The 22,731-nt window shown below is 58.6% G+C and carries 26 protein-coding genes; 14 read left to right on the top strand and 12 right to left on the bottom strand.

Annotation, left to right across the window (positions count from 1 at the left end; all coding sequences use genetic code 11):
* The first annotated feature begins 330 nt into the window (after positions 1 to 330).
* On the top strand, positions 331 to 1,098 hold the full coding sequence (locus tag ACYVIA_RS19405) for an EAL domain-containing protein (protein WP_460843759.1): 768 nt from the start codon (positions 331 to 333) through the stop codon (positions 1,096 to 1,098).
* 35 nt (positions 1,099 to 1,133) lie between these two features.
* Here the strand turns inward: ACYVIA_RS19405 and ACYVIA_RS19400 are convergent, their stop codons facing one another.
* Complete coding sequence (locus ACYVIA_RS19400; protein WP_460843756.1) at positions 1,134 to 2,336, bottom strand: sensor domain-containing phosphodiesterase; 1,203 nt, start codon at positions 2,334 to 2,336, stop codon at positions 1,134 to 1,136.
* Positions 2,337 to 2,590: 254 nt separating this feature from the next.
* On the opposite strand from ACYVIA_RS19400, the gene ACYVIA_RS19395 reads away from it, so the two are divergent.
* Positions 2,591 to 3,130 (top strand): hypothetical protein, encoded by a 540-nt coding sequence (locus ACYVIA_RS19395; RefSeq protein ID WP_460843755.1) that lies wholly within the window; start codon positions 2,591 to 2,593, stop codon positions 3,128 to 3,130.
* A gap of 182 nt (positions 3,131 to 3,312) precedes the next feature.
* Here the strand turns inward: ACYVIA_RS19395 and ACYVIA_RS19390 are convergent, their stop codons facing one another.
* Positions 3,313 to 5,142 (bottom strand): alkaline phosphatase D family protein, encoded by a 1,830-nt coding sequence (locus tag ACYVIA_RS19390; protein ID WP_460843753.1) that lies wholly within the window; start codon positions 5,140 to 5,142, stop codon positions 3,313 to 3,315.
* Between the two features lie 595 nt (positions 5,143 to 5,737).
* On the opposite strand from ACYVIA_RS19390, the gene ACYVIA_RS19385 reads away from it, so the two are divergent.
* On the top strand, positions 5,738 to 6,088 hold the full coding sequence (locus ACYVIA_RS19385; RefSeq protein WP_460843751.1) for a CidA/LrgA family protein: 351 nt from the start codon (positions 5,738 to 5,740) through the stop codon (positions 6,086 to 6,088).
* A complete protein-coding gene (locus ACYVIA_RS19380; protein WP_460843749.1) occupies positions 6,085 to 6,813 on the top strand; it encodes an LrgB family protein in 729 nt (242 codons plus the stop codon). The genes ACYVIA_RS19385 and ACYVIA_RS19380 overlap by 4 nt, the downstream gene beginning before the upstream one ends.
* Positions 6,814 to 6,963: 150 nt before the next feature.
* Here the strand turns inward: ACYVIA_RS19380 and ACYVIA_RS19375 are convergent, their stop codons facing one another.
* From ACYVIA_RS19375 to ACYVIA_RS19365, 3 genes are read right to left on the bottom strand one after another with little or no spacing between them, the layout of a single operon-like run.
* Positions 6,964 to 7,365: a nuclear transport factor 2 family protein gene (locus ACYVIA_RS19375; RefSeq protein WP_460843747.1), complete on the bottom strand. Its 402-nt coding sequence runs from the start codon at positions 7,363 to 7,365 to the stop codon at positions 6,964 to 6,966.
* A 21-nt stretch (positions 7,366 to 7,386) separates the two neighbouring features.
* Entirely contained in the window at positions 7,387 to 7,941 is a 555-nt protein-coding gene (locus tag ACYVIA_RS19370; RefSeq protein ID WP_460843745.1) for a flavodoxin family protein, read from the bottom strand.
* A 21-nt stretch (positions 7,942 to 7,962) separates the two neighbouring features.
* Positions 7,963 to 8,160, bottom strand: coding sequence for a tautomerase family protein (locus tag ACYVIA_RS19365; protein ID WP_460843882.1), 198 nt, complete (start codon positions 8,158 to 8,160; stop codon positions 7,963 to 7,965).
* A 379-nt stretch (positions 8,161 to 8,539) separates the two neighbouring features.
* On the opposite strand from ACYVIA_RS19365, the gene ACYVIA_RS19360 reads away from it, so the two are divergent.
* On the top strand, positions 8,540 to 9,454 hold the full coding sequence (locus tag ACYVIA_RS19360; protein ID WP_460843743.1) for a LysR family transcriptional regulator: 915 nt from the start codon (positions 8,540 to 8,542) through the stop codon (positions 9,452 to 9,454).
* 144 nt (positions 9,455 to 9,598) lie between these two features.
* Here the strand turns inward: ACYVIA_RS19360 and ACYVIA_RS19355 are convergent, their stop codons facing one another.
* Positions 9,599 to 10,687, bottom strand: a complete 1,089-nt coding sequence (locus ACYVIA_RS19355; protein ID WP_460843741.1) for a calcium/sodium antiporter — start codon at positions 10,685 to 10,687, stop codon at positions 9,599 to 9,601.
* On the opposite strand from ACYVIA_RS19355, the gene ACYVIA_RS19350 reads away from it, so the two are divergent.
* The 3 genes from ACYVIA_RS19350 to ACYVIA_RS19340 all read left to right on the top strand — a co-directional run bounded on the left by ACYVIA_RS19350 (position 10,686) and on the right by ACYVIA_RS19340 (position 12,597).
* Positions 10,686 to 10,985 (top strand): hypothetical protein, encoded by a 300-nt coding sequence (locus ACYVIA_RS19350; protein WP_460843740.1) that lies wholly within the window; start codon positions 10,686 to 10,688, stop codon positions 10,983 to 10,985. The two genes, ACYVIA_RS19355 and ACYVIA_RS19350, sit on opposite strands and share 2 nt — an antisense overlap.
* Before the next feature lie 325 nt (positions 10,986 to 11,310).
* Positions 11,311 to 12,225, top strand: a complete 915-nt coding sequence (locus tag ACYVIA_RS19345) for a PRC-barrel domain-containing protein (RefSeq protein ID WP_460843738.1) — start codon at positions 11,311 to 11,313, stop codon at positions 12,223 to 12,225.
* 231 nt (positions 12,226 to 12,456) lie between these two features.
* Entirely contained in the window at positions 12,457 to 12,597 is a 141-nt protein-coding gene (locus tag ACYVIA_RS19340) for an LrgB family protein (protein WP_460843881.1), read from the top strand.
* Positions 12,598 to 12,633: 36 nt separating this feature from the next.
* Here ACYVIA_RS19340 and ACYVIA_RS19335 read toward each other — a convergent pair whose 3' ends face one another.
* Together ACYVIA_RS19335 and ACYVIA_RS19330 are read right to left on the bottom strand one after the other, a co-directional pair.
* On the bottom strand, positions 12,634 to 13,137 hold the full coding sequence (locus ACYVIA_RS19335; RefSeq protein ID WP_460843736.1) for a hypothetical protein: 504 nt from the start codon (positions 13,135 to 13,137) through the stop codon (positions 12,634 to 12,636).
* 68 nt (positions 13,138 to 13,205) lie between these two features.
* Entirely contained in the window at positions 13,206 to 13,751 is a 546-nt protein-coding gene (locus tag ACYVIA_RS19330) for a M23 family metallopeptidase (RefSeq protein WP_460843735.1), read from the bottom strand.
* A 326-nt stretch (positions 13,752 to 14,077) separates the two neighbouring features.
* Here ACYVIA_RS19330 and tagH point away from each other — a divergent pair, with 326 nt between their 5' ends.
* The 4 genes from tagH to ACYVIA_RS19310 are packed head-to-tail and all read left to right on the top strand — an operon-like array spanning position 14,078 to position 17,739.
* On the top strand, positions 14,078 to 14,770 hold the full coding sequence (tagH, locus tag ACYVIA_RS19325; protein ID WP_460843733.1) for a type VI secretion system-associated FHA domain protein TagH: 693 nt from the start codon (positions 14,078 to 14,080) through the stop codon (positions 14,768 to 14,770).
* Positions 14,767 to 15,573: a PP2C family protein-serine/threonine phosphatase gene (locus ACYVIA_RS19320; RefSeq protein WP_460843731.1), complete on the top strand. Its 807-nt coding sequence runs from the start codon at positions 14,767 to 14,769 to the stop codon at positions 15,571 to 15,573. The genes tagH and ACYVIA_RS19320 overlap by 4 nt, the downstream gene beginning before the upstream one ends.
* A 46-nt stretch (positions 15,574 to 15,619) precedes the next feature.
* Positions 15,620 to 17,257 carry a serine/threonine protein kinase gene (locus ACYVIA_RS19315; protein WP_460843730.1) on the top strand — a complete coding sequence of 546 codons (1,638 nt, stop codon included), beginning with the start codon at positions 15,620 to 15,622 and terminating at the stop codon, positions 17,255 to 17,257.
* Positions 17,254 to 17,739 (top strand): TssQ family T6SS-associated lipoprotein, encoded by a 486-nt coding sequence (locus tag ACYVIA_RS19310; RefSeq protein ID WP_460843728.1) that lies wholly within the window; start codon positions 17,254 to 17,256, stop codon positions 17,737 to 17,739. Before ACYVIA_RS19315 ends, ACYVIA_RS19310 begins: the two co-directional genes overlap by 4 nt.
* A 332-nt stretch (positions 17,740 to 18,071) precedes the next feature.
* On the opposite strand, the gene ACYVIA_RS19305 is transcribed toward ACYVIA_RS19310, so the two are convergent.
* On the bottom strand, positions 18,072 to 19,226 hold the full coding sequence (locus ACYVIA_RS19305) for a Fic family protein (RefSeq protein ID WP_460843726.1): 1,155 nt from the start codon (positions 19,224 to 19,226) through the stop codon (positions 18,072 to 18,074).
* Positions 19,227 to 19,507: 281 nt separating this feature from the next.
* Here ACYVIA_RS19305 and ACYVIA_RS19300 point away from each other — a divergent pair, with 281 nt between their 5' ends.
* On the top strand, positions 19,508 to 19,855 hold the full coding sequence (locus ACYVIA_RS19300) for a hypothetical protein (protein WP_460843725.1): 348 nt from the start codon (positions 19,508 to 19,510) through the stop codon (positions 19,853 to 19,855).
* 116 nt (positions 19,856 to 19,971) lie between these two features.
* Here ACYVIA_RS19300 and ACYVIA_RS19295 read toward each other — a convergent pair whose 3' ends face one another.
* The 3 genes from ACYVIA_RS19295 to ACYVIA_RS19285 all read right to left on the bottom strand — a co-directional run bounded on the left by ACYVIA_RS19295 (position 19,972) and on the right by ACYVIA_RS19285 (position 21,709).
* On the bottom strand, positions 19,972 to 20,343 hold the full coding sequence (locus ACYVIA_RS19295; RefSeq protein ID WP_460843723.1) for a hypothetical protein: 372 nt from the start codon (positions 20,341 to 20,343) through the stop codon (positions 19,972 to 19,974).
* A gap of 9 nt (positions 20,344 to 20,352) precedes the next feature.
* Complete coding sequence (locus ACYVIA_RS19290; protein WP_460843722.1) at positions 20,353 to 20,817, bottom strand: penicillin-insensitive murein endopeptidase; 465 nt, start codon at positions 20,815 to 20,817, stop codon at positions 20,353 to 20,355.
* 181 nt (positions 20,818 to 20,998) lie between these two features.
* Positions 20,999 to 21,709 carry a transposase gene (locus ACYVIA_RS19285; protein ID WP_460843879.1) on the bottom strand — a complete coding sequence of 237 codons (711 nt, stop codon included), beginning with the start codon at positions 21,707 to 21,709 and terminating at the stop codon, positions 20,999 to 21,001.
* 109 nt (positions 21,710 to 21,818) lie between these two features.
* Between ACYVIA_RS19285 and ACYVIA_RS19280 the strand changes: the two genes are divergently transcribed.
* Entirely contained in the window at positions 21,819 to 22,103 is a 285-nt protein-coding gene (locus tag ACYVIA_RS19280; protein WP_460843720.1) for a TssQ family T6SS-associated lipoprotein, read from the top strand.
* Positions 22,104 to 22,731 lie beyond the last annotated feature (628 nt).

Genomic DNA, 22,731 nt, shown 5'->3' with positions numbered 1-22,731 from the left:
GAGAAGTTTTCAGCGCTCAAATTTTTAACGAAATCAGGCGCTGTATAGCGATTATTCGCCGGTAATCCCGAGCTCTTCCTGAACTTTCTGAGGCGCGGAGCCGATGATGCGCATCGACCCGAACCGATCTTCCGGGCGACATACAAGGAAGCCGGGGAAACGAGCCGGGGAAGTGGCGCACAGAGCGCACCCATGGATGGCCGAATGCGCATTGGCTTTCGATTAACACCGGAAAATAAATTCCCACGGGCAAGCATACTTGAAGAGTCTCCGTTACGATAAGCCCCGTCGGCCTCGTCGCTCATCCACCCTCATCCAACGAAAACAATCATGCCTTCAGTCTTTCCCCAGCCCTTTCGTAGCGCCGGGTGCGCCGAGTGCCGCAACCCGAAGGTACTTGGCTTCGAGTTCACGATGGCATTCCAGCCCATCCTCGATCTCGACACCATGCGACCCTTCGCCTACGAGGCGCTGGTGCGCGGCCTGAATGGCGAAGGTGCCGGCGTCATCCTCGCCAAGGTCACCGACGAGAATCGCTACCGCTTCGACCAGGCCTGCCGCGTCAAGGCGATCGAACTGGCATCGGGGCTCGGGCTGCAGAAGCTCGACCAGTGCCGCCTCAGTATCAACTTCCTGCCCAACGCAATCTACCGGCCGGAAGCCTGCATCCGCTCCACGCTGGAAGCGTGCTCGCAGTTCGGCTTTCCATCGGAGCGGCTGATGTTCGAAGTCACAGAAGGCGAGCGGGTGGACGACTCCAACCACCTGATCGGCATTTTCAACGACTACCGCAAGCGCGGCTTCCTCACGGCCATCGACGACTTCGGCGCCGGCTATGCCGGACTGAACCTGCTCGCGCAATTCCAGCCGCAAGTGCTCAAGCTGGACATGGAGCTCACCCGCGGAATCGATGCCAGCACGGTGCGGCAGGCTATCGTCGGCGGCATCGCGCTGACGGCGCAACGACTGGGCATTACGCTGGTCGCCGAAGGCGTGGAGACAGAGGCGGAACGCGACGCGCTGTACGGCTTCGGCATCCGTTACCAGCAGGGATACCTGTTTGCCAGGCCGGTGGTCGGTGCGCTGGCGTTGGCCTGAGGCGACGTCAACAGGGCAGTCAAGCCGAAGCCGTTCTAATGAACCGGCATCCGCGCAGCCTGCTCAAGCGGCACAGGCTGCCCGAGGTGGTAACCCTGCATGTGCGAAATCCCCAGCTCGCGCAGCGTCTCGATTTCCGATGCGCTCTCCACGCCTTCCGCAACGATGATCGCCCCGGTCTCCCGTGAAAACATGGAAAACGCCGCGGCCAACGCCCGGCGCGAAGCGTCGCCGTCGATGTCCCGCGTCAGGCTCATGTCGAGCTTGATGCGTTCCGGCGCAAGGTTGAGGATGTGCCGGAAGCTTGCATAACCCGCGCCGGCATCGTCGACCGCAATCTGGAGCCCGCGCTCGCGAAAGGGCCGGATCCGCATGATCAGGTCATCGTAGTAATCGACGACCGTATGCTCGGTGATCTCGAGCACCACCCGGTGCAGTGATCGATCGCTGAAGATGTCGTCCAGCGCACCCTGCAGGATGTGTTGCGGGGAGAGATTGACTGAGACATAGACATCGTCCGGAAGGTGCTGCAGTGCCAGCACTGCCATGTGTATCGCCTTGGTCTCCAGTTCCAGCCCCAGGCCGATCTCGTTGGCGTCCTTGAACCAGCTGTCGGGTGGGCGGTGCGGGCGCGGACTGAAGCGGGCAAGCGCTTCAAAGCCGGCGATCCGGTCTTTCGACATGTCGTAGATGGGTTGATAGACCATCCGCAGCGCGTCGTGCTGCAGCACGTCCAGGATGCCGGCTTCCAGCGTCTCGCGCCGGCGCGATGCTTCCTGGTCGCGATCGATCAGCCTGGCCGCCACTTCCGCAAACACCCGTATCATGCTGAGGTCGCGCTGGTCCAGCGTGTGGTCCGGCGTGTAGCTGAAGCAGCAGAACGTTCCGTACACGTTGCCGTCGGCCAGCCGGATCGGCACGCTCACGTGCGCACCGACGGGCAGCGTGTGCGTGACGGGGAGCGCGGCAGCGACCGGATGGTCGCGTGCATCGTTCATCAGTTCCGGCAGGCGGCCATCGACAACACGCTGGCAGTAAGACTCCTCCAGCGGGTCGCCGCCACCGGCCTTCACCGGATTGCCCGGATCGACGGGATCCACATGGCGAAAAACGCGCCTGCCCTGCGTGAATTCCGAAACAAACGCAACATCCATCTGCAGGTGTCGCCGGATGGCGCTCAACAGTCCCGTTACTGATTCACGCCGTGCATGTGCAGAGCCGCCTATGCCCTGCAGCAATATTTCTCCTAGTTCCACTTTATCGAGCCTTGCTTCCTTTTGAGACACCGGGATTGGAGATTGGCACAGGGATAAGGTTCATAGGGCAGACAGACAGCGTCGTCTGAACAGCATTACCGACACCAAATAGGCGAGTCGTCGGCCGGAACAATCGCCATGTGTGTTCGTCGTATACCAACCCTTCAGCATCCCTCATTGTCACGCTGAAGAAGACCGACCGAATCACCGGCTCGGACTTTCAACAGGAGATCACCATGCCATTCGGTATCGATATCGGCCGCGTTCTGGGACAGTACACAGGAGCAAATGCAGGCCAGCAATTTCCCCGCGTCGAACAGGACTTTGATGATGTGGCGAGCAACTCGCCGCAAGAGCACCTGAGGGACGGCGTCAGCGAAGCATTCCGCTCCGACCAGACTCCGCCGTTCGGCAATATGGTCGCGCAGATGTTTAGTCAGGGTGATGCCGGACAGCGCACCGGTATGGTCAACCACCTGCTGAGCGCGCTCGGCCCGGGCGCGATTGCGTCTGTCCTCGGCAGCGGCGCTGCGAGCGGCGTGCTGGGCGGATTGCTCACCCGCGCAGGCGGACAGCAGCAGGTTCAGCTCACACAGGACGAAGCGCAGCAACTGAGTCCCGACGAAGTGCAGGCGCTGGCCAGCCGCGCGGAGCAGGAAAACCCCGGCATCATCGACCACATGAGTAACTTCTACGCGAACAATCCCACGCTGGTGAAAGCGCTTGGCGGTGCAGCGCTGGCTATTGCACTGGGAAAGATGGCGCAACGCAAATAGGGCGAGGGCAGGCGACGGGCGGCTCTCAAGCCGTCAATGTCGCTTACCTCATACAGCTTTGCGCCAAATTCACCAGAAGGCAGCGATGGCGCCACCAGCGCTTTCTTTCATCATGGCCCGCTGCCGGCAGCCGCCCGAGGTGCGGCTCCCAGCGATACGGCGTCCACCTTACAACCAACACTTCAAATCACGTTGTCCTCCACAACAGGCGTTGTACTTCCCGCCTGCAGCGTGATGCGCGTGCGCTTAGACAGCAATTGCTCCGGCTTGGCGCCGGTGTCCGTCAACGGATTCACCTTATTGAACAGCACCGTAAACGACGTCGGCGTCACCGTGGCGACCGCGTAACCCTGCGCGTGGTGGTCGATGTAGGCAAAGTCCGGGTTGTTCATGCGCAGCACATGGTCGAAGGTTTGCGGCGTGGCGACCAGCGGTGCGAGCGGCGTCGTACCGGCACCGGCCTTCACATACGAGTAAAACGAGGAACTGCTGATGCCCGCCGCAACAAAGTCGACCGCGACCGGCGTGCCGGTGGCCGGGTCGGGTTTGTCGCGCACGACGCCGCACTGGAACGCGTGCAGGTCGCCGGTGATGGCGACCACGTTGCTGATGTTCTCCGCTTTCAGATAGCCCATCAGCTCCGCGCGGTGCGACGGATAGCCGTCCCATGCATCGGCGTTGACGACATACAGGTTGTTATACGGCGGCGGCGCCATCGTGCGCATATCGAGCCATATGCGGTTGAGCGTGACTTCATTGCCCCAGACTTTCCAGGTCGCGCCGGAATTCTTCAGTGTGTCCTTCCACCATTGCGCCTGTGTCGTGCCAAGAATGCTCGGCGCACGTCCGCGCAGTGCCGTCAGGTTTTCTTCAAAGGCCTGCAGCAGCGGTTGCGGCACAAAGTAGCGCGCACCGACGGAGTCGCTGCCGTTGACCGGATCATGCCCGACCATTTGCGCATAGGCGGCTTCGTTGACGACGTGGTCGTCACGGTACAGCCGCTGGTCGGTCATCACCAGATGCATCAGGTTGCCGAAGCGGAAGTCGCGGTAGATGCGGATATTGTCGTAAGCGGCGTTGTTCAGGTCGAAGGACACATCGCCGAAGTCGACCGGCATGTATTCCGCCCATGCCTGGTTGGCGTTGCGGCGGCGCGAGGTCTCCTGCCGGTTGCTGTTGCTGTAGGTCTGGTGGTCCTGCCAGCTGTCGTCCGAGAATTCATGGTCGTCCCAGATCACCACCATCGGGAATTTGCGGTGCAGCGCCTGCAGGCGCTCGTCGCTGCGATAGGTACGGTACAGCGTGCGGTAATCCTCGACGCTGTTGGCATAGATGCCGCCGGACGCAGAAGGCAGGCCATTCGGCAGCGTGATCTGGCCATGCGCCGCCTCGGCCTTGCCCGCCTGGAAGGATGCGCCGACCGTCTCGTAAATATAGTCGCCGAGGTGGACGAGGAAATCGACCTCTTCCTCCACCAGCAGCTCCATCGCCCCCCAGTGATTGACCGTCCAGTCCTGGCAGGTCAGCCATGCAAACTTCATCTGCGCGACAGGCGCCCCGGCTGCCGGCGCCGTCTTCGCCTTGCCGATATGGCTGGCGTCCTGCCCTGCGACAAAGCGATAGTAATAGCGGGTGCCTGGCGTCAGGTCGCGGACTTTCACCCGCACCGTGAAGTCGTACGTCGCGGTCGCGACCAGCGGAACGGAAACGACAAGTTCCTGGAACGAGGGATTGGTCGCCACCTGCAGTTGCAGCTCCACCGGCCTCGCCGTGCCATCGCTCCTGACGCAACGCGTCCAGAATACGATGCTTGTGTCTTTCGGATCCCCGCTCGCAATGCCCTGCGGGAATGAAAACATGTTGTTTGCTCCCTTCGATGCGTTCTTCGCGAACGCAGATGCCCCTTGCGATCCGTCCGCCACATCAGTCGATCCGCCGCACGCGGTCAGTGTTCCGGTCGCGCTCACGACAGTGAAGTACATCGCACTCTTCAGAAATTTCCGTCTCTCCATTTTTTCTGCTCCTCTTTCTAGTTATGAATCGGCTTGGTCGCCTAGGTGAGCGTCCGTGAGAGAAGAAACCTGTGCCGGGGACACAAGCAACAATGCTCCACAGCGCCCGTTCAACTCGGCAGGGCGCTGTCTCCACATCGTGTGGCGACACCTCGGAAGGAGGTGCCGCAGGGGGAATCGGCCGGATCGGATCCGCCTCGCCAGGACGTCGTGGCAGATTAGAAAGAAGGATTTGTCGCTGTATTGCTTTATTGCGACACGCTCTTATGCGAACGCGCCAAACGTACCGACGTTTGCGAAAGATTAAAGAAGGAAGCTTTGGTTGGATAGGACGTTCAACCGCGCGTGTGCTCCACGTCTGTTTCGCCGCGGCGCATCAGATCCAATGGGGTCATTACTGATCCGGCATGGTCCGGCTCCCCGCTCCCGCTCCCGCTTGCGGGGCAGGGGGAGAGGGAAGAGCTCAACAATGCGCGGCCGGTTCCGGAGAAGGGCCATTAGATACATCAGATAAAAAACAAAATGGACAAATGATGTCCATAACGCACTGGCGCAGCGTAATACACTGGGAGCCCCAGCGATTACTTACTGCACCATGCTCTCCGCTATTTCCCAGTTGCTTATCTTCCAGCTCGCCGGCGAGATCCTTGCGCGCACTTTTGCTCTGCCGGTTCCCGGGCCGGTCATCGGCATGCTGCTCCTGTTCCTTTTCCTCGCGCAGCGCGGCGGGCCAAGCGACGAGCTGCAAACGACCAGCCAGGGTTTGCTGCAACACCTGTCGCTGCTGTTCGTCCCCGCCGGCACAGGCATCATGCTGCACTTCCAGCGGATTTCCGCCGAGTGGCTGCCGTTGCTGATTTCGTTGTTGGTGAGCACCACCGCGACGCTGGTGGTGACGGCATTGGTGATGAAGCTGTGCCGGCGCAAAGCGAGGGCGACGCGATGAGCACGCAAGTCGACGCTCTCTGGGTCTATCTTTCGGCGTCGCCGTTGCTGGGCCTGACGCTGACGCTGCTTGCTTATCAGGTGGCCGTGTGGCTCCACCGGCGCAGCGGAAACCATTCGCTGGCCAATCCGGTGTTGATTGCCGTAGCCATCCTCGTCGCCTTGCTGAGCGTGACCTCGACCGAGTACGAAACCTACTTCTCCGGCGCGCAGTTTGTGCATTTCCTGCTTGGCCCGGCGACGGTGGCACTGGCCATTCCGCTGTACACGCATTTCCGGCTGGTCAAGGCGATGCTGCTGCCGATCGTTGCCGGCTTGTTGGCAGGCAGCCTGACCGCCATCCTCACCGCGCTTGCCGCCGCGCGCTGGTTTGGTGCCAGCCTGCCGACCCAACTTTCGCTCGCACCCAAATCCGTGACCACGCCGATTGCCATGGGCATCGCGGAGCGGATCGGCGGCATTCCCTCGCTTACTGCCGCGCTGGTCATCATCACCGGCATCCTTGGCGCGGTCAGCGCACGTACCATTTTCAACGTGATGAAGATTTCCGACCCGGCCATCAGGGGCTTCGCGCTCGGCACCGCCTCGCACGGGATCGGAACGGCGCGCGCCTTCCAGGTGAATGAACAGAGCGGTGCGTTCGCGGCGCTGGCAATGGGGTTGAATGGCGCACTCACCGCACTGTTGCTGCCTACCATTGCGGGTTGGATTGGCCGCCTGGGATAGTGTGGGTCGGCCAAATTGACAGTGGACAGTAGGGTGCGCTCTGCGCACCGGTGCAACGCAATTTTGGTCCATCACGCACAGCGGGGGACGGTGCGCGTAGCGTAGCCAACACGTGCCAGATACGATTCCGGTCCGGCATCCACTCGCAGTTCAGCGGGCCGAGGTGGGGCGCGGTGTTGCATAGGCTTCTCTTGGCACGTCCGTGAAAAGCTTGTTGACGATTCGCCACCGGCCGTCCTCCCGCACGAAGGAAAGATAATCGGTGTAGTGGTACTCGAACATCGGGCAGTACACCTTCGCAAACGCGATTTCATGCGTCACCTCGACGGCGACCGGCCGCATCCGGAACGCCTCACCCAGCGTCTCCGGCGACTGGCGGTTGGCAACGACCGCAAGATATTCCTCCAGCGGCCGGTAGTACGGTTGGCCGCGCACTTCCGCGAACAGCGCCGCCTTCGGGTGAAACACCGAACGCAGCAGCGCGACATCGCCGCGATACACGCCCCTGCAATATGCATCGACGGCCGCAAGAACGGCTTCATGATCGCCCATGGTGTTCTCCTTTGATTGGGATTACGAAAGACGTTCAGCCGCCGCGCGCACGCGCTTGCCGAACAGGAGAGCGGTGCGCAAGTCGCCGTACGACATTTCGTCGGGCGACGCATCCGCCGGCGTCGCCGTCGCCAGTCCCGCAAAGGACGACAGGTAGTTGATGTCCTCGCGCGTCGACGCCTTCGTATTGGCGGGCATCATGCCCATCCCGGCCCACAGCATGCCGTGCTGCTGCGCGAGCGTGAACAGCGTATAGAGCGCGGTCTGCTTGTCGCCGGCGACGGAAGCCGAGTTGGTGAACGCCGCCGCCAGCTTGTCCTTCCAGCCCTGCGTGGCCCAGACCTTCGAAGTGGCATCGGCAAATTTCTTGAACTGCCAGCTGACGTTGCCCATGTAAGTCGGCGAGCCGAAGATGATGGCGTCGGCATGCGCCAGCCTGTCCCAACTCTCGTCAGGGATGTTGCCGTCGGCGTCGATGGCAAGCAGCGCGCCGCCGCTGCCCTCGGCGACGGCTTCCGCCACCTTGCGGGTGTGGCCGTAGCCGCTGTGATAGACGATAGCGATGTTCTTGTTCATGGCGTGCTCCTACTAATGAAATTAGTTCGCGGCCTTCGCGCGCAACGCGATGACCGACCTGCCGGCCACACCCCAGTTGTCGGTATCGACTTCATCGATCACGACAAAGGTCGTGGCCGGATCCTTGTCCAGCACATCGACCACCAGCTCGGTCGCGCCAGCGATCAGCCTGCTTTTCTGTTCCCTCGTCACGCCTTCTCGCGTCACTTGGATGAGGATTTAGAGAGTGTTATGAACTGGATTGGGGGTCACGTTCGATCGAGAAGGGATGCAGTGCCAGGCGCGACGCGACGCACAGGGTGGCCCCCTGTGTAAGCGGCGCAACGCCGCAATGCGCCCTTCTCGACCGAACCCTCCGGGCAGCCGCGGGAACCGGCCGCCTGCGGTGTTGCGGCTCCTTGCCGTAGCACCGCTACGCCGCGTCGCCGCGCCTAGCATTCGACCGGTTCCCACGGCTGCGTGACCCCCAATCCAGTTCATAACACTCTCTAAGGCATTGCGTTCTCCGTCTTGTTGTGTAGCGATTGCATCTTATTTCCTCCGCCAATGCGGATAAAGATAAGATGCGGAATAACATTCATTACATGGTGTAATAACAATGGCACGAACCTTCGACGGACAAATGCTCGGGAGCATCGAACTCTTTTGCAGGACGGCAGAACTCCAGAGCTTCACCGCGGCCGCTGCGCAGGCAGGTGTAACGCAGGCGGCGGTGAGCCGGTCGGTGTCGCGGCTGGAGGCACGGCTCGGCGTTCAACTCTTCATCCGATCCACACGCAGCGTGCGCCTCACCGAGCGCGGACAGGCCTATTACCAGCAATGCAGGCAAGCGCTCGGTCAGCTCGCGGAAGCCGAGCGCGAAGTGACCGGCCAGCAGGCCGTGCCCACGGGACTGGTGCGCATGAGCCTGCCGACGACCTACGGCCACTTCCGCGTGCTGCCCATCCTCGCGCAGTTCCGTCGAAAGTACCCGCAAGTCCGGCTCGAGATCCAGCTCACCAACCAGAACGCCGACCTGGTCGCCGACGGCATCGACCTCGCCATCCGCGCACGCACGCCGCCCGACTCGGGAATGATTGCGCGCAAGCTCGAAGACGCCGAACTGGTCGTTGTCGCCACCCCGTCTTACCTGAAGCGCCACGGAACGCCAAAGACGCTGGACGACCTCAAGCAGCATGACTGCATCCAGTTCGCGCTTCCGCGCACGGGGCAGGCAATCCCGTGGCTGCTGCGCAAGGACGGCGTTGACGTCGAGGTTGATACGGCAGGCGCCGTGTGCATCACCGACGACGTGCTCGGCGTGGCGACGGCCGCGCAAGCAGGCGTGGGGCTGGCGCAGACCTATCGCTTCATCGTGAAGGAGCAACTCAAGAACGGAAACCTGGTGGAAGTGATGCGCAAGTTTGGCGGCACGTCACGGCCGTTCAACATCCTGTATCCGGCGCACAGGCATATGCCGCAGCGGGTGCGGGTGCTGGTGGAGTTTTTGCTGGAGAAGTTGCGGAGTGAATAACGAACACGGAAGAAGGCAGGCCAGGCCCGGGCAGGTCGACGATCTGGCATTGGTGCAGATCGGGTAACGCTCTGCGCACCGATTCAGAGAAATGACAGCCCGTCACATGCACCGGAGTAGGGGAAATGGTGCGCAGAGCGCACCCTACGTGCCTCGTCGACGACCGCGCCGCAATTGGCGTGCAACAGTGACCGCAAGGGTGATGACTGTCAGCGGCACCACGAACCAGGTCAGCGCCAGGTTGAACGTGTCCAGCGCACGGTGCTCGGCCGCAGCCAGGATCAGGAACGTGGTGTAGGCAATGTAGTAGCCGAAGAAAACCACGCCTTCCCATCGTTCGATGGTGTAGCCCGTGAAGAAAATCGGCAAGCAGGCGATCGACGCGGCGATCATGATGGGAATATCGAAGCGCATTGCCGATTGGGCGACATTGATGCCCTCGGGAGAGACCATCGCAGCCACGCCAAGCACCGCCAGGATATTGAAGAGACCGCTGCCGATGACGTTGCCGACGGCAATGTCGCGCTCCCCCTTGATGCTGGCCATGACCGATGCGGCGACTTCCGGGAGTGAAGTGCCGGCTGCAACGATCGTCAGACCGATGACCAGTTCGCTGACACCCAGCATGCGCGCAGCCACGATCGCGCCGTCCACCAGCCAGCCCGAACCGAGCACCAGCATGGCCAGGCCCGCGCCGACGAACAGCAGGTTCATCATCACGCTGCCGCCTTGGCCTGGCTGCGCCGCATATTCGCCCGCATATTCATCCTGGATCGCCTTGCTCTCCTTGCGGCTCTGCCGGATCGCAAACACGGTATAAGCAAGAATCCCCGCAAACAGGAGCAAGCCGTTCAAGCGGCTGACCAAGCCATCGAGCGTGAGCACGTAGAGCAAAAGGGAAGCGGTGATCAGGAGCGGCACTTCGATGCGCACCAGCTGCTGCGCCACCGGCGACGGCGCGATGATGGCCGTCAAGCCGAGAATGAACAGGATATTGAAGATATTGCTGCCGACGACATTGCCGACGGCAAGGTCCGCACCGCCTGCACCGCTCATGGCGGCTTGCACGCTCACCGCTGCCTCGGGCGCGCTGGTACCGAAGGCGACGACCGTCAATCCGATCACCAGCGGCGAAATCCCCAGTAATGCCGCCAGCCTGGACGCGCCCCGGACGAGCACCTCGGCACCGAGGGTTAATAACACCAAGCCAACCACAAAGAGAAAAATAACCATGTCGTCTTTCAAAAAAGATTGGTTGATTCATCCTGCCGAGGCCGCAGCTCCTGAGCTCCTGAGCGGCCAGGGCCAGCTATCCACCCCGGAACGTGAGTCGCCGGAATGCCCTCCTGCGTTGCGACCTCTTGTCGTGACGCGTCACTGCCGTATCGTCGCGCCTTGCCAGCGGCATTTTTTCAGGTGCCCGAATCAGACGCAGGTCGCGCTGATGACGGAAGCCGGGCTGCTTCCTGTTTATGACATGAATCCGGCTTCGGTTTCTCATTCCGGCGTACGTTTTCTGGAGCGGATTTGACAGACGACAGAATTTGGCGCCGACACCAAAAGCGCTTTTGCGAGCGCATCCGTTTTCCGTGGACAGCTCGTTACCGCACGTCATTTTTTAACAATCGTTACAGCTTGTTGCAACATTGACAGCGAACCCCGCCCGGTTTTCCCGGCCTAAGGTAGCAGGACGTGTGAGAACGACCCTGTCAAAGTGGATGATCTCTACGTATGGAAGCAGGTATGTTCGACCAAAACTCGGCCCACCCAACTTTCTCACGATTCCCGTCCCCAGCTTTCCGAGTTCTCCGGCTCCTGCTTCTGTTGCGTGTATCCATGCATGATGAAGGAGAAAAATGATGAAATCCGGACTCAAACAAAAACTGACCTGCGTTGCACTCGCCTCGGCATTCGGGCTGGCAGCTTCCATGCCATCCTTTGCACAACAAGGCGCATCAACCACGGCCGACAAGAGAGCGAATCAGACGGCAAGCCAAGCCTCCACAGACGCGAAACAGAGCGACCGCGACGTGCGCGCAAGTAAAGTCATCGGCAAGAACGTCGAAAACGCCGAGGGCGAAAGCCTGGGTGAAATCAAGGACCTGATCGTCGATCTCGGCAGCCAGCGCGTGCACTACGCTGTACTGGCTTCCGGAGGCGCCCTGGGCCTCGGTGAAAAACTGTTCGCCTATCCGATGAGCGCATTCAAGTCCGAGGCCGACGGTGACAAACTCGTCCTGAACATCGCCAAGGACAAGCTCAAGGATGCACCGGGCTTCGACAAGGACAAGTGGCCCGACTGGTCGGACAACCGCTATCGCGGCGAAGTTGACCGCTACTTCAAGAGCGAGACCGCAAAAGCCGCGCCGCGCAGCGCGAAGATGGTTCGTGCCAGCGAGTTGATCGGCAAGAGTGTCGATGATCGCAGCGGCAAGGATGCCGGCGAGATGGAAGACCTCGTCGTGAACATGAACAACGGCCGCATCTCGTACGCTGTCCTCGACTTCGACAAGGCATGGAGCCCGGACGACAAGCTCATGCCGATGCCGCTCACCGCGTTCACCTTCCCGACCGACAAGAAGAAAGACATCGTGCTCAACGTCGCCCGCAACCAGATCGACATGAAGCGGGGCTTTGACGAAAACGACTGGCCCGACATCAACTCCGCAGAATTTCGCCGGGATATGAGGACCCACATGGCCGGAATGGAAAAGGGCACGCAAAGAGCCGCCCGCGCTGTGGACGATGCAACGACTTCGTCCGGTCGCTAAGCGCTGATTTCAGTGTGATTGACGCCGGCATTGCCAACCGGGGAACCGGCCGGCAATGCCGGTTCGTGCATGCTCGGCGTGCGCACATGGGGGCGTGGCAGCAGGGGCAGGGTACGCTTTGTGCACCGCTGCGAAGGAAAATCGCTCACCACGCCGCTTGTCATCGGCATCGCCGGCATCCTCGGTACGATCAGCGCTTGCATCATTTTTTCAACGTCATGAAGATTTTCGATCCAGCGATCAGGGACTTCGCGCGCTTTCCAGGTGAACGATCAGGGCGTTGCGTTCGCAGCACTCGCGATGGGATTGAATGGTGCACTTACCGCACGGTTGTTGCCGACCATTGTGAGCGGGATCGGTCGTCTGGGATAAGTGCGGTGTGGGGCAGATTGGAGTGGAAACCTCAATTCATGCAGGTTCAGGGCGGTAGCAGATAATGCGCTTGGTTGACAAAGGCACGATGCGGCCGCGTTCGACATCAAAGGTCCAGGCGCGCTCGACACCCGTACGCCAGTTGATCTGTTCCCGATTACCCCAGCGTACCAACGCAATGAAACTGGTATCGGTCTTGCCATCCAGTTCGCAGTCGCCAGTCTCAAACAGCCGCAATGCATTTGGTCGTCGTCCGGGATCGGGATCGCGCATGTACCGCGGCAACACCAGGGTATCGACGATGCGCCATGTAGAAACATCTGGGGCGGACCTACTGATGAATCGTTCGAGCATGATGACTGGTTGCCCTTGGCACTGTCCCTTGTTGATCGACCAGTCGTGATGATCAACGCCATTAACCAGCATGGCACCTCCGCCCCCAACCATACAGCTCAATCTGCCTGGAGCGATCTGTTCACCCGGCGTGGATGAGGTGTATTCCAAACCAATCAGTGCGCGTGCCTCCTGCGCTGCGGTCATGGCTGGCTTGTCACCTGCCAGTGCCGTTGATGAAGTAAACGCCAAGGCGAGTGTGAAGCTTCGCAATATCATTCGACACGCTCCGCCACGTTGACGCCCCGCACCTTGAGGCCCAAGCCGGTCACCGCTTGCTTTTGGCCGTGCGCCTCATAATAGCTCCAGCCAATCGGAGCGTGGCCGTACATGACGGCTGGATCGATTCGGCCGTTCAGTCCTTTACCGGGTTGCAGAATCGTGCGGATCTCAAAATGCAGATGCTGATCTTCCCCCTGCATTGAACGGGCGTTGCCGGTATTGCCGGTAAGACCGATCAACTTCCCTTTCTCGACTGGAGCTCCTCTTCTTACGAGGATCATGCTCAGGTGGGCGTATGTCGCATAGAGTGTCTGCCCACGATGTTGGAATTCAAGCAGGATTAGATTCCCAAAGTCACCATAAGGCTCTGCATATCTGATCGTGCCATCAGCAATCGCATAGCACGGTGTGCCGGGAGCAGCGTATAAATCCCAGCCCTGATGCGGTCGGGTGCCATTGTTGCGCACCATGCCGAAGGCATTGTTCTTTCCTTCCCGGCGAATCTGATTGCGTTCAAGCGGCCATGCCAGTGTAGCCATCGCGGTCTCTCGTCATTGAGGTGGGAAAGGATTTTGGTGTAACTGTGTGAAATTGTCAAAGTTGCAATTAAGGCTCATGGTCATGGCGCAAACAACGTACCAAACCTTGACGCACAGCACATGACCGCGTTGTCTTTCTGGTATGAAAGAGTTGTATCAAAGAGTTGTATTGTCCATTTCTCATATTTGCCGCACAGCAAGGCTTTGGTAGCATCAGGATTTGGACAATGCAATGAAAGATAGGTCGGCTCTCATTGCATTAAATGCAATCAGTTGTGAATGAACAAAGTTGCAACACGAGCCTCTGCATATAAGGAGCAGGACGAATGGATACATCGCGTGTCGCGACAGACGCTGAAGGTGCCTCGCCACCCCAGGGCGACGCAACTCAGCAGAACAAGAGCAACAAGGTTGATGCAAGCCTGTTGACAGAAGCCTTTCTGAAAGGCGCAGGCTTGCCGGCAGCGGCGCTCCCTTCCGGGCTCACACCGGAGCTGATGGAGCTTGTCGGTCAGCTGCTCAAGACGTCCATTAACCACAACCTGGAGCTGACCAAGCTGCGCGCAACCGTAAAGCGGGAAGTCAACGCAGAAGTCACCATGGTCGTGGTGCGCAATAACAACCCGCTGAAGTTCTTTTCCGACAGCGAGACCGTGCTCACGCAAATGCTGCGCAAGAAGATGCCCGGCTTCATGAGCCCGATCGAGGCGATGGACGATGCGCATGAAGACATCAAAGGGCATCAAATGGCGCTGATGGCAGGCGTGCGCGAACAGATGCGCGCCTTGATCGCCTCGTTGAACCCTGCGGCGCTTGAAAAAGACGTGCCCGCCAGTCCGCTGATGGATGCGGTCGTGCCCTCCGCCCGCAAGGCGCGCGCCTGGGACAAGTTCCTCGAGGTCTTTGCCAGGATCAAGCGCCAGCATGACGGCGATGTGCACGCCGTCTTTGGCAAGGCATTCCTGGACGCGTACGAGAAAGAAGCCGAACGCGTCAAGAGTGCCACAGCAAAAGAGTGAACCAATTGAGTCAATCGGCCGCCATCCTCAAGCCTCGCCTGACCTTGCGCTTCGACGCAGTCACGAACGTGGGCGGACGCGCCAACAACGAAGACGCCTATCGCATTTGCGTGTGTGACGCGCGAGCCTGCTTCACCGTGTCCGATGGGGTGGGCGGGGAAAATGGCGGCGAGATTGCCTCGCAGGCGATTGTCAATACCGTCACGACGCTCTTCGCACAGCAGGAAGACGCCAGCGATGCGACGCTGCTTGCCTGCCTCGACGCAGCCAAGGCGGAAGTCGCGCGGCTGCAGGCCACGGATGCGGCGCTGGAAAAAATGAGTGCCACCGTCGCCATGCTGCTGCTCGACTGCGAGCGGGGCGAGGCGCAATGGGGCCATCTCGGCGACAGCAGGATCTACCAGTTTCGCGATCAAAAAATCTGCCGGGTGACTAAAGACCACAGCGCCGTGCAGCAGCTCGTCGAAGCAGGCTATTGCAGTGCGGACCAGTTGCGCACGCATCCGCTGCGCTGCAGCCTGCTTGGTGCGATCGGCGCGCCGGAGGGGGAAGGCGCAGAGGCCGTGCAGGAAACCAGCGAGTTCGCTAGCGGCGATGCTTTTTTGCTATGCACCGATGGCTTCTGGGAGTGGATTGAAGAGCATCAGATGGAGGCCGCGTTGCAGGAAGCGGCCTCGGTAGAACAGTGGCTCGACGAGCTGGAAAAGATAGCCGACGAAAGGTCGCATTCCTCGCACGCCCCACGCGATAATTACACGGCTATTGCCATCTGGATAGAAAATCCGGCACCACCCTCTGACTAGGCACAGTGTGAAACAGAACGTCATCCCTTTGAACACGCAAAACACGATGCAGTTATCGGATAACTGCCTCGCTGTCGGCACACGCCTTGCGGAATTCGAGATCCGCCGCGTGATCGGCGAAGGCGGCTTCGGCATTGTCTATCTTGCATTCGACCACTCGTTGCAGCGCACCGTCGCCATCAAGGAATACATGCCTGCCGTGCTGGCCGGTCGTGGCATGGACGGTGGCATCACCATCCGTGCCAAGCAAAACCAGCACACCTTTGAAAAAGGCCTGAAAAGCTTCATCAACGAGGCACGGCTGCTGGCCCAGTTCGACCATCCCGCGCTGATCAAGGTCCATCGCTTCTGGGAGCAGAACAACACCGCCTACATGGCCATGCGGTATTACGAGGGTCGGACACTGAAGACGATCCTCAAGGAAAACCCCGCCGTCATCAACGAAGCCTGGCTGAAGGCTATCCTCGCTCCCGTGCTGGATGCGCTCGAAGCGCTCTACAAGCTCAACATCCTGCACCGCGACATCTCGCCCGACAACATCATGGTGCAGAACAACGGGCAGGCGGTGCTGCTCGACTTCGGCTCTGCACGGCAGATCCTCAGCGATTTCACTGAATCGTTGACAGTGATCCTCAAGCCCGGCTATGCGCCGGTCGAACAGTACGCCGACGAGCAGTTCAGCGAAGATGCCACGATGATGCAAGGTCCGTGGACCGATATCTATTCGCTTGCGGCCGTCATCTATTTGCTGATCACCAAATCGCCGCCGCCGGTATCCGTCGGCCGCATGATCAAGGACCCGATCGCGACACTGGAAAACGGCGATTACCCGGGATTCAGCAAGCCCTTCCTTGCCGCCATCGACAAGGGGCTGCGCGTCGTTCCAAAGGAGCGCCCGCAGTCCATCGACGAATTTCGTCGCCTGCTCGGTCTGGAGGCCGGTGCGCCGTTACAGAGCCAGCTGCCAAGTCAGCAAGTAAGTCAGCCAATAAGCCAAACATCTGGTCAGCCAATAAATCACGAACCGCCGGCCAAAAGCGCAGCGATCCCCGCAGAGGTAGAAGCGAAGGACAGCCAGCCGCCGATCAAGGCTTCAGATGAAAACGCGTCAGCGCCCCCGACGCCAAAAGCAAAATGGCCGTGGATAGCAGCCGCTCTTGTGCTTGCTGCCGTCGTCACCGCAGGCATGCTTGTCGGTGGCAAGCAGGACGCAGGAGAGGCCATTGTCGCTGCCAGCGCAGAGGCAGCAGCGGACGCCGAGACCAGCGAATGGAACAAGCTCAAGGACAACGAGAACGCAACGCCCGCTGAAATAAAGGCCTATCTCGAGCGCTACCCCGGCGGGAAATTTGCAGAACTTGCTCAAACCAGACTGGTGATGCTGCAAGAGCAGGAATTCATCAAGCGCATAGAAAACAGCGACTTGACGACCTCAACACCGGCGAAGGACAAGAAGGCAGAAGGTGCGCTTGGCGACGTCAAGCTGATGATCGCCCCCTGGGGCACGGTATCGGTCAACGGCGTGGACAAGGGCGTCAGCCCCCCGTTAAAGAACCTCTCGCTGCCCGCAGGTAAACACCGCATCAAGATCGAGAACCCGGCATTCAAGCCGCATGTCATCGATATCGACGTTCGCGCGAATAAACAATTCACCATAGAGCACCATTTTTCGGCCAAGCCATGATTCGATTTCCCCGTTTTGTCGTCCTGTTGTCTGCCGGTTCCATGTTGATGGCGGGATGTACGACGTTGCAGAACTTAAAGAACGACGCGCCAGAACCCAAGCCTGCCGCAGAAAAACCATCGCCAGCACCTAAAGCAAGCGTTGAAAAGCCCGCTGCACCGGAAAAGAAGCAGCGCCCTCCGGAAAAAACAGTATCCGCTTCCGAGACGGCATTAAACGAAGGTATCGCCCTGTATAACAACGGCGATTTCAATGGCGCAATCAAGAAACTGAATACCGTCAAGGGTGCAGAAAAGCCGGTCCAGTTATCGGCATACAAGTACAGCGCCTTTAGTTACTGCGTCAGCGGCCGACCGCTCGCGTGCAGGAAGCAGTTTGAGAAAGCATTGAAACTCGATCCGAAGTTCGACCTGGAACCGGGTGAAAAAGGACATCCGCTTTGGGGGCCGGTGTTTGCGCGCGCGAAGACCAAGAAGAAGTGAGCGGATAACAGCGCGGTAGGGCGGAAAAGCGCAGCGCCTTCCGCCGCATGTGAAAGACGCATCTTCCGCTGCGCATGCCGACAAATCAATGCTGGTTCATACCGATATAGCCAAGCCAAACGACATTGTGGCGGACAACCGCATATGGACATATGTCGAGCCTGAGCCTACCTATAAGCGGGCACGGTGAATAGCACATGCGGCGGAAGACGCTGCGCTTTTCCGCCCTGCAGCCCGGTATATTCACTGACGTTCGTAGTCCGATAATCCAGCCCTGAGCTTCCTCGGACTTCGGTGCAGGGTTGGTTTGCGGCCCGGCTCTGCACTTGCACTTATTCGTTCATCGGCTCTGCTTCCGGCCACAGGCGCGGGAACAGATAACGGAAGAGATGCATGGGAAGCGCCAGTTCAACAGGTCCCTTCGGTGTTTTGGAAGAAATAATCCCCAGCTTGAATAAATCGGCCAAGGCACGCTCCGCGGTGCGTGCAGCCAAACCTGTCATGCCTTTGAATCTGGCCCTGTCCATTGAGGGGACCGTCGCCAGGTATGCCAAAGGAGCGGCGGCTTCGATCTTCAGCGATTTTGTTCCTTCCTTCGTGGATTCCGAAGCGAGCATCTGCTCCAGCCTTTGTTCAAAGGCTTTCATGTCGAGCATCTTGTTCATGAAGCCGATCTGGTCGAGGCAGGTATGCATGAGAAAGGTAATGAACTCGACGAGGCCTTTCTCGCTTAATATTCCGCGCCCGTCATAATCGCCTTCCCGGTCGCGATCGGCTCCTGTCAGATGGGCGTAGTAGTTTTTCTGCTCACGCGCCAGTCCGCGCATGGGTGACCAGAGACCTTGCGTCAGGCCCAGCGCTGAAAGCCCCAAATGGGTGTGCAGGCGGGCTGTGCGTCCATTCCCGTCAAGGAACGGGTGTATCCATGCAAGGCGGTGATGGGCGGCCATCAGAGCGATCACTGCGGTTTCGCCGGAACGGGCAAACATATAACCCGTATGCCATTCATCCATGAATTTGGGGACCGTTATCGGATCGGGAGGGATGTGTCTTCCGACCTTGACGCCATCGTGTCTCCATTCCCCCGGGATAATTCTTTCTTCTACGCCGTCATCGTTTACCTGGATCAAATCGCTTTCTGGTAGCTGGTCATGCAGATGCCGATGGATCGCTTGCACTACGGCGGATGTGAAGAACGTTGCCGAGTCAAAAGTCAGGTAAGTCGACTCGCCCCAGCGCTCTGTGTTGATGTGCGCGACGGCTATGCGCTGTCTTCGCGCTTCATCGGGTTTGCTCAAAAAGTCCTGCTGTAGCGCGCGCTCGATCAGGAGCGGTTCGGCTTGTTGTCCTTCTATCTTGTTGGTATAGAAGGAGTTCATCGGCCTGAGGGCTTCGCGAAGCAGTTTGCGCAATTGAGGCATGCCTTGAGCGGACAGATCCTTTGCGCTGCCAATGACCTCGGCCGCCAATGGGCGCAGATCTTCCATTCTCTTTCCCGAGGGGAGTAATGGGTGCATCTGGTGCGGGCTGTGGTAGTGGTACTTTGACGGATTTTGGTCCATGGCGGATCTTTTGGCGAATGTTTTGGCGAATCATAAATCAATTATTGTCGCCATAAACTTCTTTTTAAACAAATACTTGTGATGATAAGTTGGAGGTGTTGGCGGATGTTTTGGCGAATCTTTTGGCGGGACTGTCGGCTATCCCGCCCTTCGTTGCTGATTGGTCCACATGAGGATTCGCCATCAAAAATAGGGACAGATCACGATTGATTACGAATAATCGTCGTCTGTCCCCTATTGCTCCAGTCGTTCTCCGCAAGTGCCTCGCCGAACCAGTGCAGGTAGCAGAAATAGTCCTCCTCGCAAAAGAAACACGCTTCACGATTGTGGCCGCGCTGCACGGTGTGCAGCGGGAGTCCGTCAATGTGAATGCGTGGGCGGAGAGGCATGACGGGAAGATAACAAAAAAGGCCAGCGCGAAAATTGAAATAAATCGAGCTTGGCCCCTTCCTTTCGCATTGCGCCATCGCCGCTTTCGTTATGCCGAGGGCGAAGCGTTTTTTGCAATGTCGACAGTTGTGAAAATTCTAAGAGCCTGTTTGAAAACTGGGTAGTGTCAGAAATTCTGTGTGCTGAGGTCGGGTTAAAAAATCTCAACGCAGGGCGTTCGGGTAGTGTCAGAAACTCTGTGTATTGGGTCGATTGAAAAAATCTCAGCGCAAGTCGCGTCTCAGCATATGCTTCCGCCAATACTCTTTCCGGACTTCAGGTCGAAGCCGAAGTAGCAAGAGTATTCGCCGTTCTTGCTCCTGACGCAGGAGATTTTCTCTTCATCGCGGGAACGAAAGCGCGTGCCTGCATCATGAGAGCACTGATCCTTCCGGTCGGGCCCGATCGCCTCGAAGAGATCCTTCGCGGCACGACCGGCGACTTCGAACGCGATCTTCGTGTCGTCCCTGGTTGGCGCCGTGGGGTCGCCAAGGCTATTGCCGTAAGTTGCATACTTCACGGAAGCAGGACGATAGGAGAAAGCCCAATCATCGGCAAACGCGCAAAAGGCGGCAAGCGAAAGCGCAAGGCAGGCCATCGGTTTGAGTCTCATCTTGTCTCCTCAAAGCTTGACTTCGACATGAAGGTGGTCGTCGTGGCCGGTCATCATCTGGACGCCGGGAATCGCGATGTCATTGAACGCCACACGCTTCACCAGGCCCGTTTGCCATATCAGTTCGATCAGTTTCCTCGTGGCTTCTCTGTCATATTGAATGTCTTGATAGCGCACAGGAAGACGCTTTCCATCCTTTCGCAGCGGCCGCATATCGACTTCAAGGCCGCTGCGATGGCTGCGGTGGGGTGGGAACGATGCACCATTAGCCAAGCTGATATTTCCTATGCCAATCTTTCTGCTATCCATCGCGCCCCATCGGTGCTCGAGGAAGAGGATGAACGTCAGCATTTGCGGATGCGCATACTGACCGCGTCCGGCACCGGGCGTGCCATAGGTGTAATAAGCCGCTTCTTCAGGCGCTTGGGGAAGAACGAAGTAACTTCTTGAGTCTTGATGTACGACCTGGTTCATCTGCTAAATCTCCAATACTGCGGTCTGCCGCGAATGAACTCCGTTGAATGAATACCGCCACGGGGGCGGGGAAGACGGAGATTGTATGTCGATTTGTGGTTGTTTTTACAATACCGGCATTGCGGAAAAAAAGTGAGTCCGGTCTTGGGTACCGGACCTAAGGGGGGCAGCTCGATACTTTTCAGAGCCCAAAATCCTTCTGAGAATCACCCGTAGCATCTGCCAGGTCATTCTTCGTCCGAGGCCGCCCGCGAGGTCTGGCTTCACGCGGCGTCCCAACTATCTTCTCGATTTGCGCGTGGAATCTGCCGTTGCCGATCGGCTGATTCTGACTCACCGCAAGCCGGATATCGGCTATCGCATCCTGATCAAGGTTCGCACGAAACAGTGCTCGGTAGGCATGCCGGCGCTCCTCGGCGCTTCTTCCCAAGGCAAGATACGCATCATGCTGTTTGATTCGGCTGTCGGGTTGTCCGAACGCATTGGCATGGTAGCTGGACCAGCGGTAGTGGGCCGGGTCTTGAACCATCGCGGCGCGCACGGGATTCAGTTCGATATAGCGCTGGCAGTTCAGCAAATAGGTTTCCGCCTGAATCAGGGAAGACTTGTAGCGGCTGTCCCATAGTGTTCCCGTACGCTTGTAGGTGCGATTGATGTACTGCACGTAGCGGCGGCCAATCGAAATGATGAGCTTTGGCACAGATTCCGCCTTCCTGGGAGTCAGGAGCAGATGGACATGATTCGTCATCAGCACGTAGGCGTGTAGGCTGCATTCGTTCTCCGCCAGCGCCTCGCCAAGCCAGTGCAGGTAGCTGAAATAGTCCTCGTCGCAAAAGAAACAGGCTTCACGATTGTGGCCGCGCTGCACGATGTGCAGCGGGAGTCCGTCAATGTGAACGCGTGGGCGGCGAGGAATGACGGGAAGATAACAAAAAAGGCCGGCGTGAAAATTGAAATAAATCGAGCCTGGCCCCTTTAATTCACACCCTCCTGAAAAAGCAGTGTCCTCTTCAGAGGCTGCATTAAACGAGGGCATCGCCCTGTATAACAATGGCGACTTCAATGGCGCGATCAAGAAGCTGAACACCGTGCAGGGCGCAGAAAAGCCAGTCCAGTTATCGGCATACAAGTACAGCGCCTTCAGCTACTGCGTGAGCGGACGCCAGCTCGCATGCAGGCAGCAGTTTGAAAAAGCATTGAAGCTCGACCCAAAGTTCGACCTGGAGCCGGGCGAAAAGGGGCATCCGCTATGGGGCCCGGTGTTTGCGCGCGCGAAGAAGAGGTGAGCGGATAGCAGTGCGTGCTTAACCAATGCACGTACAGCAAACGGAGTCAGGCCTCCGCAATCCAACATTTGCGATTGCGGAGCCTGACTCCGCTTGCGCATAAGAAGGAATCGAAATCCGTTTGCAATCGAATAAAGCAAATGGTGAGACTTGTCCGAGCTAATTTTTATGAGCCGGTAGCTCTGATGTCCAACGATAAGCTCCTTAAAAGTTCCATCTTCGCTGCATTTCTCTGGCTGCGATCAATGTTCAGTGCAACTTTAAACAAAACTGTCTTTGTTTTGTTTTAGTTGTGAGTAACGTGTAAAGAGTAGGTCGCTATCTCCAATACAAAATACCTACCAGATTGTTACCGCAATAATGAGAGGTCGCCGTGAACTTTGTATTGCAAGCAATAGCTCTTTGTAGCGCTCTTGCTTTTCTTCAGCATGTGAGAGCAGCGGAAGAGGGCGCAGACTCTTCTGGTCAAGAAATTGGCATCCAAAGTGATAGCGCCTCCGGTGACCTGACCCGAGATTTTCGGGCCACGGCAAATTTGAGAAGATAGCTCCCAAACGAAAGGGAGCAATGAAGAAGAGCCGATACAGTGACGAGCAAATCGTCCGGATTTTGCGGGAAGCCGACAAGG

This window comes from Noviherbaspirillum agri (genome assembly GCF_054780595.1).
The sequence above is the reverse complement of the archived record's forward strand: the minus strand, read 5'-3'. Positions and strand labels throughout refer to the sequence as shown.

Excerpts from the sequence above, each read along its gene's own strand:
- ACYVIA_RS19305 (WP_460843726.1), bottom strand. The coding sequence starts at position 19,226 with ATGGAAGATCTGCGCCCATTGGCGGCCGAGGTCATTGGCAGCGCAAAG.
- ACYVIA_RS19295 (WP_460843723.1), bottom strand. The coding sequence starts at position 20,343 with ATGAGACTCAAACCGATGGCCTGCCTTGCGCTTTCGCTTGCCGCCTTT.
- tagH (WP_460843733.1), top strand. The coding sequence starts at position 14,078 with ATGGATACATCGCGTGTCGCGACAGACGCTGAAGGTGCCTCGCCACCC.
- ACYVIA_RS19345 (WP_460843738.1), top strand. The coding sequence starts at position 11,311 with ATGATGAAATCCGGACTCAAACAAAAACTGACCTGCGTTGCACTCGCC.
- ACYVIA_RS19370 (WP_460843745.1), bottom strand. The coding sequence starts at position 7,941 with ATGAACAAGAACATCGCTATCGTCTATCACAGCGGCTACGGCCACACC.
- ACYVIA_RS19360 (WP_460843743.1), top strand. The coding sequence starts at position 8,540 with ATGGCACGAACCTTCGACGGACAAATGCTCGGGAGCATCGAACTCTTT.
- ACYVIA_RS19380 (WP_460843749.1), top strand. The coding sequence starts at position 6,085 with ATGAGCACGCAAGTCGACGCTCTCTGGGTCTATCTTTCGGCGTCGCCG.
- ACYVIA_RS19315 (WP_460843730.1), top strand. The coding sequence starts at position 15,620 with ATGCAGTTATCGGATAACTGCCTCGCTGTCGGCACACGCCTTGCGGAA.
- ACYVIA_RS19390 (WP_460843753.1), bottom strand. The coding sequence starts at position 5,142 with ATGGAGAGACGGAAATTTCTGAAGAGTGCGATGTACTTCACTGTCGTG.
- ACYVIA_RS19310 (WP_460843728.1), top strand. The coding sequence starts at position 17,254 with ATGATTCGATTTCCCCGTTTTGTCGTCCTGTTGTCTGCCGGTTCCATG.
- ACYVIA_RS19395 (WP_460843755.1), top strand. The coding sequence starts at position 2,591 with ATGCCATTCGGTATCGATATCGGCCGCGTTCTGGGACAGTACACAGGA.
- ACYVIA_RS19355 (WP_460843741.1), bottom strand. The coding sequence starts at position 10,687 with ATGGTTATTTTTCTCTTTGTGGTTGGCTTGGTGTTATTAACCCTCGGT.
- ACYVIA_RS19330 (WP_460843735.1), bottom strand. The coding sequence starts at position 13,751 with ATGGCTACACTGGCATGGCCGCTTGAACGCAATCAGATTCGCCGGGAA.
- ACYVIA_RS19375 (WP_460843747.1), bottom strand. The coding sequence starts at position 7,365 with ATGGGCGATCATGAAGCCGTTCTTGCGGCCGTCGATGCATATTGCAGG.
- ACYVIA_RS19335 (WP_460843736.1), bottom strand. The coding sequence starts at position 13,137 with ATGACCGCAGCGCAGGAGGCACGCGCACTGATTGGTTTGGAATACACC.
- ACYVIA_RS19405 (WP_460843759.1), top strand. The coding sequence starts at position 331 with ATGCCTTCAGTCTTTCCCCAGCCCTTTCGTAGCGCCGGGTGCGCCGAG.
- ACYVIA_RS19350 (WP_460843740.1), top strand. The coding sequence starts at position 10,686 with ATGTCGTCTTTCAAAAAAGATTGGTTGATTCATCCTGCCGAGGCCGCA.
- ACYVIA_RS19385 (WP_460843751.1), top strand. The coding sequence starts at position 5,738 with ATGCTCTCCGCTATTTCCCAGTTGCTTATCTTCCAGCTCGCCGGCGAG.
- ACYVIA_RS19290 (WP_460843722.1), bottom strand. The coding sequence starts at position 20,817 with ATGAACCAGGTCGTACATCAAGACTCAAGAAGTTACTTCGTTCTTCCC.